General features: G+C 64.2%; 11 protein-coding genes and 1 pseudogene. 5 read left to right on the top strand and 7 right to left on the bottom strand.

The window, feature by feature from the left end; all coding sequences use genetic code 11:
• Positions 1-19: 19 nt before the first annotated feature.
• Both ruvC and KUV74_RS15900 read right to left on the bottom strand, forming a co-directional pair.
• Positions 20-571 carry a crossover junction endodeoxyribonuclease RuvC gene (gene ruvC, locus KUV74_RS15895; RefSeq protein ID WP_108133601.1) on the bottom strand — a complete coding sequence of 184 codons (552 nt, stop codon included), beginning with the start codon at positions 569-571 and terminating at the stop codon, positions 20-22.
• A gap of 18 nt (positions 572-589) precedes the next feature.
• On the bottom strand, positions 590-1,342 hold the full coding sequence (locus KUV74_RS15900) for a YebC/PmpR family DNA-binding transcriptional regulator (RefSeq protein WP_108133600.1): 753 nt from the start codon (positions 1,340-1,342) through the stop codon (positions 590-592).
• A 228-nt stretch (positions 1,343-1,570) separates the two neighbouring features.
• On the opposite strand from KUV74_RS15900, the gene KUV74_RS15905 reads away from it, so the two are divergent.
• Positions 1,571-2,497, top strand: a complete 927-nt coding sequence (locus KUV74_RS15905) for an FAD-dependent oxidoreductase (RefSeq protein ID WP_222516822.1) — start codon at positions 1,571-1,573, stop codon at positions 2,495-2,497.
• 226 nt (positions 2,498-2,723) lie between these two features.
• Here KUV74_RS15905 and KUV74_RS20905 read toward each other — a convergent pair whose 3' ends face one another.
• From KUV74_RS20905 to KUV74_RS15915, 3 genes are all read right to left on the bottom strand, one after another.
• On the bottom strand, positions 2,724-2,849 hold the full coding sequence (locus KUV74_RS20905; protein WP_261395491.1) for a hypothetical protein: 126 nt from the start codon (positions 2,847-2,849) through the stop codon (positions 2,724-2,726).
• 201 nt (positions 2,850-3,050) lie between these two features.
• Entirely contained in the window at positions 3,051-4,829 is a 1,779-nt protein-coding gene (aspS, locus tag KUV74_RS15910) for an aspartate--tRNA ligase (protein ID WP_222516823.1), read from the bottom strand.
• Between the two features lie 45 nt (positions 4,830-4,874).
• Positions 4,875-5,147, bottom strand: a complete 273-nt coding sequence (locus KUV74_RS15915; RefSeq protein WP_045994967.1) for an FmdB family zinc ribbon protein — start codon at positions 5,145-5,147, stop codon at positions 4,875-4,877.
• 239 nt (positions 5,148-5,386) lie between these two features.
• On the opposite strand from KUV74_RS15915, the gene KUV74_RS15920 reads away from it, so the two are divergent.
• The 3 genes from KUV74_RS15920 to KUV74_RS15930 all read left to right on the top strand — a co-directional run bounded on the left by KUV74_RS15920 (position 5,387) and on the right by KUV74_RS15930 (position 8,622).
• Entirely contained in the window at positions 5,387-6,331 is a 945-nt protein-coding gene (locus tag KUV74_RS15920) for a D-2-hydroxyacid dehydrogenase (RefSeq protein WP_108133597.1), read from the top strand.
• A 409-nt stretch (positions 6,332-6,740) separates the two neighbouring features.
• Complete coding sequence (locus tag KUV74_RS15925) at positions 6,741-7,652, top strand: ribokinase (protein ID WP_222516824.1); 912 nt, start codon at positions 6,741-6,743, stop codon at positions 7,650-7,652.
• A 28-nt stretch (positions 7,653-7,680) separates the two neighbouring features.
• Complete coding sequence (locus KUV74_RS15930; protein WP_045994964.1) at positions 7,681-8,622, top strand: nucleoside hydrolase; 942 nt, start codon at positions 7,681-7,683, stop codon at positions 8,620-8,622.
• 144 nt (positions 8,623-8,766) lie between these two features.
• Here the strand turns inward: KUV74_RS15930 and KUV74_RS15935 are convergent, their stop codons facing one another.
• Positions 8,767-9,075, bottom strand: coding sequence for an acylphosphatase (locus KUV74_RS15935; protein WP_315900845.1), 309 nt, complete (start codon positions 9,073-9,075; stop codon positions 8,767-8,769).
• A 204-nt stretch (positions 9,076-9,279) separates the two neighbouring features.
• Positions 9,280-10,176 (bottom strand): annotated as a pseudogene (locus KUV74_RS15940) (YihY/virulence factor BrkB family protein); the annotation flags it as partial.
• A 245-nt stretch (positions 10,177-10,421) separates the two neighbouring features.
• Between KUV74_RS15940 and KUV74_RS15945 the strand changes: the two are divergent.
• Positions 10,422-11,513, top strand: coding sequence for a bifunctional nicotinamide-nucleotide adenylyltransferase/Nudix hydroxylase (locus KUV74_RS15945; protein ID WP_045994963.1), 1,092 nt, complete (start codon positions 10,422-10,424; stop codon positions 11,511-11,513).
• Positions 11,514-11,578: the final 65 nt, after the last annotated feature.

Here is an 11,578-nt window from a genome sequence, read left to right on the forward strand (position 1 = left end):
GGCACTTTTCAGACAAGCCCTAGGGACGATACTGGCGCCAGGACGTCCCCTTGCCGCCCCCCCTGGAGCCACTGGGCCGCCCACCGAAGGAGCCCTGGGTGATCAAGCCACGTGACGCGTAGCAGTGCGTCAGGGCGATTCCCAGAGCGTCGGCGGCGTCCGCCTGGGGCGTGCCGGACAGACCCAGCGTCGCCGTGATCATGTGCTGCACCTGGGTCTTGTCGGCACCACCGCTGCCGGTGACCGCCTGCTTGATCTGGCGCGGCCCATACTCGTGCACGTCAAGGCCGTGATTGGCGGCGCAGACGATGGCGGCGCCCCGCGCCTGGCCCAGTTTCAGCGCAGAGTCGGCATTTTTCGACATGAACACCTGCTCGATGGCGAAGGCCGCGGGACGGTGGATCCCGATCAACTCGCTGATCCCGGCATAGACCTGCGCCAGGCGCTGGGCCAGGGACTCATCCTTGAGCCGAATGCAGCCACTGGCGATGTAGCGCGGCTGCCGCTCGCTGGCGTCGAGTACCCCGTAGCCGGTGATACGCGAGCCAGGATCGATCCCCAGCACGATCATGCCGGGTTCCCCGGCAGGTCAGCGCTCCAGTTCGGCAAGAATGGCATCATTGAAGTCCGCATTGGTGAAAACATTTTGCACGTCATCGAGGTCTTCGAGGTGATCGATCAGGGCGAGCACACGGCGCGCGAGATCGGCATCCTCGATGGGCGTGGTGGTATCGGCGAAGAGTCCGACGTCGCTGTAGACGGGCTCAAGCTCCGCGGCCAGCAGGGCATCCTTGACGGCACCGAAGCGCTCCGGTGATGTCACCACCTCAAGGCTGCCGTCTTCGTCGGTCAGGATATCCTCGGGCTCCGCCTCCAGGGTGGCCGCCATGGCTGCCTCCTCGGAGGTTCCCGGTGCCAGGGTCAGTCGCCCCTGGTGATGGAACATGAAGGCGACCGATCCGCTGGTGCCCAGGTTGCCGCCATGCTTGGAAAACGCGTGTCGCACATCTGAGACAGTTCGATTGCGGTTGTCGCTCATGCACTGCACCAGGATGGCGACGCCTTCCGGACCATAGCCCTCGTAGGTGATCTCCTCCATGTCATCGCCATCATTCTGCCCTGCCCCGCGATCCACCGCCCGCTGGATCGTGTCCTTGGTCATGTTGTTGGACAGGGCCTTGTCGATGGCGGCCCGCAGACGCGGATTGTCAGCGGGTTCGGGCCCGCCCTGACGAGCGGCCACGCCCAGCTCGCGGATCAGCTTGGAGAATATCTTGCCGCGCTTGGCATCCTGGGCGGCCTTGCGATGCTTGATGTTCGACCACTTGCTATGTCCTGCCATGGTGCATCCCGTTGGTTGCTGGAAGCCGACGCTTCGCACGTCGCCGGGCGATATTGGAAGACAAGGCCCTGAAGGAGCCTGCCAAAAGCACCTGAACCCGGCGCTGGATCAAAGGCGCGCCACATAGCCCGCCACCTGATCACCCGTTGTGCTAGCGTCGGGCGCTTGATTTATCGCGCATTCTACCGCGCGTGCAGCTCACCAGCGAATCCAGCTCAGGAGTGACGAATGAAGGATGTGGCCATCATTGGTGCAGGGCCAGTGGGCCTATGCCTGGCGCGAGCACTGGCCGGTGCCGGCTTGAGTGTGGCACTGATCGATCGAATCGATCGCCCTCGACTGGCCGAACCCAGGCCCGATGGGCGCGAGATCGCCATGACCCAGGCATCCTGCGACCTGCTTGCCGACATTGGTGTGTGGCAGCGGATCCCCCAGCACGAGGTGGCACCGCTGACGCATGCCAAGGTGTTCAACGGACAGTCGTCCTTTGCCATGGACTTCGACTCCGGCAACGATCGACCACTGGGCTTCATGGTGCCGAACCATCTGATACGCCGCGCCGCCTTCGAGGAAGCCGAACGTATGGACGGCATCGACTGGCACTTCTCGGCGCTGGAAAGCATCACCAGCGACCCCGGTGCGGCGCGTCTGGCACTGGAAGACGGTACTCGACTGTCGGCACGTCTGGCGGTGGCCGCGGACAGTCGCTTCTCCGAATCCCGCCGTCAGATGGGCATCGCTGCGCGCATGCGCGATAACGGCCGCAGCATGCTGGTGTGTCGGGTTCGCCACCAACGCGCCCATGACCAGTCTGCCTGGGAGTGGTTCGACCACGGCCAGACCCTGGCGTTGTTGCCATTGCACGAACACCTGTCGTCGGCGGTGGTGACCCTGCCCAGCCAGCAGATGTCGGAGCTTACCGCGCTGCCGCCCGAGGCACTGTCACAGGCGTTGACCCATCGCTACGGACGCAGGCTCGGCGCCATGACCCTGGAGGGCGAGACCCACGTCTATCCCCTGGTAAGCGCCTACGCAGAGCGCTTCGTGGCCGAACGCTTTGCGCTGGTCGGTGACGCCGCGGTGGGCATGCATCCGGTGACGGCACACGGCTTAACTTTGGCGCCCAGAGTCAGCACCGCCTGGCCCGCCGGCTGATCCGCGCCCACCAACTCGGACAGGACATCGCCGACCCGCAACTGCTGAAGCGCTACGAGCGCGAGCATCGGCTGGCCACCTGGCCGCTGTATCAAGCCACCCAGGCCATCGTCGGCCTCTACACCGATGACGGAGTGCCGGCACGAATGGTCCGTCACCTGGGGCTGCGCCTGGGTGACCGACTGGCACCGGCGCGTAGAATGATCGGACAGCATCTGACCGAGCCTCATGGTGGCTCACCGATCTCACCGCTCTCGCCTCTATCGTCTCTCACCACCCTTCCGTCGCTGGCCCGTCGCGCGGCGTCTTCCTTGCCGTCACCACTGTCCAGGCTGCTGGGCTGATTTCCCATCAACGAAAAACCCCCGCCGATGGGCGGGGGTTTTTCGGTACAGCACGATAGCCTAGGGCTTGTCTGAAAAGTGCCTGCGCTCGGTAATACGGCGTTAAAAATCGGATCAAAATGCTCATTTACACCCCGTAAACTGCGCTTTCTCACCGATTTTTGCCTTGTCTAACCTTCGCTCGTCGACTTTTCGGACAGCGCCTAGCGTTATTCGCCGGCTTCGGGCTTGGCCTTCTGACGCAGGCGGATACTCAGATCCTTGAGCTGGTCGTTGCTGACCTCGCCAGGGGCGTCGGTCATCAGACAGGCTGCACTCTGGGTCTTGGGGAAGGCGATGACCTCACGGATGGTACGAGCGCCGGTCATCAGCATGACCAGACGATCGAGACCGAAGGCCAGACCACCGTGGGGCGGCGCACCGTAGTGCAGCGCGTCCAGCAGGAAGCCGAACTTCTCGCGGGCTTCTTCTTCACCGATACCCAGGATCTCGAATACCACGCTCTGCATGGCCTGATCGTGGATACGGATCGAGCCGCCACCCAGCTCCGTCCCGTTGAGCACCATGTCATAGGCGCGTGACAGGGCCTCGGCCGGGTTGGCCTTGAGCTCCTCGGGGCTGCACGCCGGCGAGGTGAAGGGGTGATGCAGCGGGCTCAGGCGACCGTTGTCGTCGGCCTCGAACATCGGGAAGTCGACGACCCACAGCGGCGCCCAGGGCTGGGTGTAGAGATCGAGATCCTCACCCAGCTTGACCCGCAGAGCCCCCAGCGCCTCGTTGACGATGCGCGCCTTGTCGGCACCAAAGAAGATGATGTCACCGTCTTCGGCATCCACACGATCCAGCAGGCTCTCGATCACGCCTTCCATGAACTTGACGATCGGCGACTGCAGGCCCTCGATGCCCTTGGCACGCTCGTTGACCTTGATCCAGGCGAGGCCCCGCGCGCCGTAGATACCGACGAACTTGGTGTATTCGTCGATTTCCTTGCGCGACAGCTTGGCGCCACCGCTGACCTTGAGTGCGGCGACACGGCCGTCATCGGCGTTGGCCGGACCGGAGAAGACCTTGAAGTCCACCTCCTTCATCAGATCATCGACGTCGGTCAGCTCCAGCGGGATGCGCAGGTCCGGCTTGTCGGAGCCGAAACGATGCATCGCCTCATGCCAGGTCATGCGCGGGAACTCGCCCAGATCCACGTCGAGCACGTCCTTGAACAGGCCCTGCACCATGGACTCGGTGATGCGCATGATGTCGGCCTCTTCGACGAAGGAGGCCTCGAGGTCGATCTGGGTAAATTCCGGCTGACGGTCGGCACGCAGGTCCTCGTCACGGAAGCACTTGGCGATCTGGTAGTAGCGATCGAAGCCCGCCACCATCAGCAGTTGCTTGAACAGCTGAGGCGACTGCGGCAGCGCAAAGAAGCTGCCGGCGTGGGTCCGACTCGGCACCAGATAGTCACGTGCACCTTCCGGGGTCGCCCGGGTCAGCACCGGCGTCTCGATGTCGAGGAAGCCCTCGCCTTCGAGAAAGGCCCGCACGCTATGGGAGATGCGAGAGCGCAGACGCAGCTTCTCGATCATCTCCGGGCGACGCAGGTCGATGTAGCGGTGCTTGAGGCGAATTTCCTCACCCACCTTGCCGTGCTCGTCGAGCTGGAACGGCGGCGTGGCGGCGGTGTTGAGCACCTCCACTTCCTTGGCCAGCACCTCGATCAGGCCGGTCGGCATGTTCGGGTTCTGGGTTCCCTCGGGACGCATGCGCACTCGGCCCTGGATGCGCAGCACGTACTCGCTGCGGGCGCGGTCGGCATTGGCGAAGGCCTCGGCGGTATCGGGGTCGACCACGACCTGGGCGATACCGTCACGATCGCGAAGGTCGAGGAAGATCACCCCACCGTGGTCACGGCGGCGGTGTACCCAGCCGCACAGGCTGACCGTCTGGTCCACCAGGGTTTCGTTGAGCTGGCCGCAATAATGGCTGCGCATGTTGGTTCCTGTCATGTTGCGTGAAGGTAAAGGCAATTCGTTGGATCAGGCAGCGGCGCCGTCACCGGAAGCGGAGCCACCACCGGAGGAGGCGCCGCCTCCGCCACTGTCACCCGCCAGATTCTTCTTGGTGCCACCGGTCTTGAAGTCGGTCTCGTACCAGCCGCCACCCGCAAGACGGAAGCCAGCCGCCGAGACCAGGCGGTTCAGTTCGGGAGCTTCGCAGGCCGGGCAGTCGGTCAAGGGAGCGGCGCTCATGCGCTGCAGCTTCTCCAGCCGATGGCCACAGGCCTTGCACTGATATTCGTAGATGGGCATGGTTCTAGGTCTCCGTTCGCATTGTTCCTGCGGGGCGGGAAGCCGGCGTCTGATCTGCCTGACACACCCTCGATCACGCCGCTTCCGATCCCGACATGCGATATAGGGCCGGCCAACAGCAATTCCAAGCCCAAATCAAAGGGGCGCATTATAGCGTGCTGAGCGCCTCAAGGCCCAGCCCTGTGCACCGATCTTCGCCACCAGACTCACCACACCCACCAAACACAACAGGAGAAGCGATGAAAGCTGTATTACTGGACGCCGACAGCCTGGGTACTGATATCGACCTGGCACCGCTGCGCGAGCAGCTCGAGAGCCTCGAGGTTCACCCCACCAGCACCCCCGCCGAGGCGCGTGAACGGCTGGCCGGAGCCGACGTCGCCATCGTCAACAAGGTGGTGCTGGATGCCGATACCCTGAACGCCCTGCCTTCCTTGCGGCATATCTGCGTACTGGCCACCGGCACCAACAATATCGACATGGAGGTGGCGAAAGAGCGTGGCATCCGCGTCGACAACGTCAACGCCTACGGAACTGCCAGTGTTGCCCAGCATACGCTGATGCTGATCCTCGCTCTGGCCACTCGCCTGCCGCAGTACCAGCGCGACGTGGCCGAAGGCCGTTGGGGAGAGAGCCCGTTCTTCTGTCTGATGGACCACCCGACCCTGCAACTCGAAGGCAAGCATCTGGTGCTGGTGGGACAGGGTGAACTGGGCTCCAAGGTGGCCGCCCTGGCCGAGGCATTCGGCATGCGGGTGAGCTTCAGCGCGCGTCCAGGCAACGAGGCCAATGACCGGCGCCCGGCACTGGCCGAGCTGCTGCCCGAGGCCGACGTGGTCAGCCTGCATTGCCCGTTGACCGAACACAGTCGTCATCTGCTCAACGCCGACAACCTCAAGACCATCAAGAAAGGCGCCCTGCTGGTGAACTGCGCCAGGGGTGGAGTGATCGATGAAGAAGCCGCTCTGGCCGCCCTGCGCGAAGGGCAATTGGGAGGCCTCGCCGTCGATGTCCTTCCCGCGGAGCCGCCCCGTGACGGCCACGCCTTGATCGACGCAGTCAACGAGTCGCCGCGCCTGAACCTGCTGGTCACCCCGCACAGCGCCTGGATCACCCCTGAAGCGCGACAGAACATCGTCAAGCTGACCGTCGACAATCTGCGAAACGCTGCGCAAGAGAGCTGACGCCGTCCAAGGCGGGCACAGAAGACCGTGCCCGCCGCACACCAGGTCATTCTTGCCACCCTGCGCCTTGCCTGCCCCTTGCTGAGCTCTCTCCAGGCTTTCGCCACGCTGATACAACGTTATCGTCACGCTGATGCCAAGTTCTCGCCACGCTTAGGAAACGTTATCGCGCCCCTGATCGGGCATGTTCAGGCGAGCCAACAAGTGTGACGCCTCCCAACGGCCTGTCCTCATCGCCTATGACTAACACATCGATGAAATTGGCACGTTTGAGTACTGGTCGAACAAGATAACGGTATAAATTTGGAAACAAGGCAATACCCGCGTTGTCGATGGCGGTTGCACCCTTGCGTCCGCCCGGCATCACTCCGATACTTCGCGCTGAGCCCACCCCCTCATCGGACACCCCATGCTGTACAACTACGGGTCGATCAATCTCGACCATGTCTATCGCGTTCCCCATCTCGTTCGCCCGGGGGAAACCCTGGCGAGTCATGAGCACCGAGTCGGCCTTGGAGGCAAGGGAGCCAACCAGTCGCTCGCGCTGGCCAAGGCCGGTGGTCAGGTGGCTCACTGGGGTAGCCTGAATGCCCAGGATGGCTGGGCCCGCCAGCAGCTTGCCGATGCCGGGGTCGACGTCAATGGTATTGCCGAGGTGGCCGCCCCCTCCGGCCACGCCATCATCCAGGTCGACGACGGCGCAGAGAACGCCATCCTGCTGTTCCCCGGAGCCAACCACCACCACGCGGCCGACGACCTTTCCAGGCTGATGGAGGGCACTCAGGCCGGCGACTGGCTGCTGCTGCAGAATGAATGCAGCGCCCTGGCCGACGCCATCCGGCTCGGACATGAAAAGGGACTGAACATCGCCTTCAACCCGGCGCCGATGAGCGACGCCGTGCTGGACCTGCCGCTCGACCGGTGCGATCTCCTTTTCGTCAATCGGGGCGAGGCCGCCTGGCTGGCCGGTGTTACAGAGGATACCGATGCCGACGCCTTGCTCACCGCCCTTTCCGAGCGCCTGCCCAGCACCCAACTGGTGCTGACGCTCGGAGGCGAAGGCGCCTGGCATCAGCACGGCGGACAACGCCAGTTCCAGGCGGCGAGTCGGGTCGAGGCGGTTGACACCACCGCCGCCGGGGACACCTTCATCGGCTACTACCTGGCCGCGATGCAGGAACAAAAGACCGTGGCGGATTGCCTGGCGCTGGCCTCCACCGCCGCCGCCCTCGGCGTTCAGCGCCAGGGCGCGGCTGCCAGCATTCCGACCCGCGACGAGGTCGACACAGCGCTGGCGAGCGGCCAGCACGCCATCCGTTGAGACCTTCAGGCCAATCACAGGAGCTTCCGTGAGCACCCCGATCATCTTCGATACCGACCCGGGCGTCGACGACGCCCAGGCCATCGCCATCGCCCTGCGCCATCCCGACATTGAGCTGCTCGGCATGACCACCACCTTCGGCAACGTCGACATCGAGACGGCGACCCACAATGCCCTGCTGCTCGGCGAGATCGCGGGCCAGCCAGTGCCAGTGGCCCAGGGCTCGGCCTGCCCCATGGTCAAACCTCGTCATCCGGCACCCAAGCATATCCATGGCGACAACGGCCTGGGCAATATCACCCTGCCCGAGGTCAAGGGACAGGCCGATGCTCGCAGCGCCGCCCAGTTTATCGTCGACACCGTGCGCCAGCGTCCGGGCGAGGTCAGCCTGGTGGCGGTCGGCCCGCTGGGCAACCTTGCCGCAGCGCTGCAGCTGGACCCCGAGATCACCCGCCTGGTCAAGCAGGTGGTCATCATGGGCGGCTCCATTCGCGAAGGCGGCAACGTCACCCCGGTGGCAGAGGCCAACATCTTCAACGATGCCCACGCCGCGCAGCGCGTACTGACCGCCGACTGGCCGCTGACCCTGGTGGGGCTCGACGTGACCCATCGCTGCATCCTGACGCCGGAACACATGGCCCGCATCGAGGCAGGCCAGGGCGAGCTCGGCAAGATTCTGGCCGGCAGCTACGACTTCTATCGCGCCTTCTATCGTGAAGCCCTCGGCATCGACGGCTGCTGCCCCCATGACAGTGTGGCCCTGGCCTGGCTACTGCGCCCGGACCTGTTCGAGACCACCCGCGGCCACCTGGGTGTGGTTACCGAAGGGCCGGCCGAGGGGCAGACCATCCTCGCGCCCGAAGGCAGAGGCTTTATCGCCGACCGCTGGTCACAGACACCCGTGGTCAACGTCTGCATGGGGGTAGACGGCAAGGCCGTCAGCGACTGGATCGCGGACACCCTGGCCTGAACGACTCAAGCCAGCAAAAAGCCCCGGGCGGGCACGACGGATAATGTCGAGGGACATTGTCGTGCCCGCCCGGGGCTCTTCTATCGCTGGATCCTTGAGGTCATGGCGCCAGCGGCGACGACCACGGGCGCTCTACACCGGGCTCTAGCCCGTCGTGAAATCCCTCGGCGGCTTATCCAGCGTTACCTCACGGGTGGTGACCTGGGTCACTTCGGCCTGCTCGGGCCCATATTCAAGCCAGTCGGCGACCCGTTCCACCGCGTCACGAGGTCCACACAGCAACACCTCGACACTGCCGTCCGGCAGGTTGCACGCATACCCCGCAAGCCCCTCTGCCTCGGCTTGCTGCCTGGTGGCAAAGCGATAGCTCACGCCCTGTACTCGCCCTTCCACCAGGGCCTCCAGGCATAGGGTGTCATCGGACATCGTGGCTGCCTCCTGCTGCTCGTCCATTGGTTCCTCTCTGGCGACATCGGCCCCTTGAACCGTATCATCGACGCTGACCTCGTCATCTTCGTTGGCCTGACGGCTCTCCACCGTGCCAGCAGTCTCCGCTCCCCCTGCCTCCAGCTCCGCCTCATGCTGACGCTCGCGAGCCTCCTGCTCGAATTCCCGTTCTTCTTCGGCGCTCAACTGGGCACGCACGCTCTGCTGATCGAGCAGTTCCTGCTTGACCAGCACGGCGCTGTTGCGCGGGATGATGGGCTTGTGCCGGGCGAGTAGATGGACCTTGGTAAAGGCAGCACCAAACAGCAGGATCAGCGAGGAGTAGTAGACCCACAGCAACACCACCACCACCGACCCCGCCGCACCGTAGGTCGAGGCAGTCGCGTTGTAAGCCAGATAGAGCGCGATACCGGTACGCCCTATCGAGAACAGCAAGGCCGTGACAACCGCACCGACGATGACGTCGCGCCAGCGCAGCACCACGTCGGGCAACACCTTGAAGATGGTGGCAAAGAGCGCGGCGATCACGCCGATCGACACCAGCAGCTCCACCCCTCGTGTCAGCAGGCTGACGTAGGGCAGCACATCATCGGCGGCTTTCAGCGCCGCCCTGACGAACACCCCGAGCCCCACTGACACCAGCAGGATAAAGCCGATCGCCAGCACGATCGTCAGTGACAGCATGCGATTCTTGACGAAGATCCACAGGCTGTTGCTGCTGGGGCGTGCCGCGACGCCCCAGATGGTGTTCAGCGAAAACTGCATCTGGCCGAACACCGTAGTGGCACCAACCGCCAGGGCGGCAAAACCCAGCAGCGTCGGCAACAGCCCGGACTCCTGGATCCGCGACTGGGCGACGGCATGCTCGATGGCGGTGGCCGCTTCGGGGCCCATGGTGCCCTGCAACTGGGCGAAGATTTGCCCCTGTGCCGCCTCCTCGCCCAGCACCACACCGATCACCGTCACCGCGATGATTACCGTCGGCGCCAGCGAAAACAGGGTATAGAACGCCAGCGAGCCGGCGTAGCTGAAGGCGTTGCGCTCCAGCCACAACGCCACCGAGCGACGCAGCACTCCCCACCAGAAGGCGAAAAACTGAATGATCATGGCGTTCCCTCGTCATTATCGTTGCCCTCAGCATACCTAACACCGACGGTATACGCAGGAACATGCGCCAACGCGACGCCCTGATGCTGCCAGTTCATCACGACCGGATCGTCGTGACGGGGTGATCGAGCCTCCTTCATCTAGCCTCATTTATCCAGCTCGGGAGCCTGTCTGTTTGCACCGGTCTGTTTGCGCCTTCCAGTCGTCGCCACCATAATGGCGGCGACGTTTTCCAGGAGTCCTCCATGCCCACCGATCTGGCCACCTCTCCGCCGCAGACCGAGTTCGACTGCCTGGTGTTCATCGGACGCTTTCAGCCCCCGCACCTCGGCCATCTGGCGGTGATTCGGGCGGCCCTCAAGCAGGCCAGACAGGTCATCGTGCTGGTAGGCTCCGCGTGGCAGGCGCGCTCACTGCGCAACCCCTGGCGTTTCGACGAACGCCGCCAGATGCTGCGCAGCGCCTTCGACGAAGACGACAACGCTCGCCTCGAAATCGTGCCGCTGCTGGATGCGCTCTACAACGATGATGTCTGGGTGCACGACGTCCAGCGCAAGGTGCGCGATCTGGCCCATCCCGAGAGCGCACGGTTACCACGTATCGGGCTGATCGGCGCCAGCCGCGGTCAGTCGAGCTACTACCTGTCACTCTTCCCCCAGTGGGAGTCGGTGAGCGTACCGCTGGTCGAAGCGATCTCCGCCAGCCAGATTCGAGAACGGCTATTTCGCTCCGAGGGCTCGGCGGTAGAGTATCTCTCCACCAACGCAAGCCACGATCTTCCACCGGGCGTGGTGGAACATATCCGCCGCTTCATGAGCGGCAAGCCCTACCGCCAGCTCGGGGAAGAACAGCAACTGCTCGATCAGTACCGCTCGGCCTGGGCCCAGGCGCCCTACCCGCCGATCTTCGTCACCGTCTGTGCGGTTGTGGTGCAGTCGGGCCATGTGCTGCTGGTGCGGCGCACCTCGGCGCCCGGCAAGGGACTCTATGCCCTGCCCGGGGGCTTTATCAGCGCCCAGGAACGACTGATGGACGCCTGTCTGCGCGAGCTGCGCGAACGCATTCGGCTGAAGGTGCCGGAGCCGGTGCTCAAGGGATCACTACGCGGTCAACGGCTATTCGACGAGCCGCACCGAAGCTGGCGTGGGCGAACCCTGGCCGAAGCCTTCTACTTTGCCCTGCGACCGGATCAGAACCTGCCGAGGCTGAAACCCGTCAAGGGTGGCGACCACGCCCGCTGGGTACCCCTGGCGGAACTCGAGCCGGAAAGCCTGTTCGAGGATCACTTCTTCATCATCCAGAACTTTCTCGGGCTGCCTGCCGATCGACGCTCCTGAGGCACGCGGCAAGATCCAACGGCGGTAACGACATGGCGGACAAGGGAAGCCCCCTGTCCGCCAAG

It is taken from the genome of Halomonas sp. DP1Y21-3, from assembly GCF_019801245.1.
Lineage (GTDB): Bacteria > Pseudomonadota > Gammaproteobacteria > Pseudomonadales > Halomonadaceae > Halomonas > Halomonas litopenaei.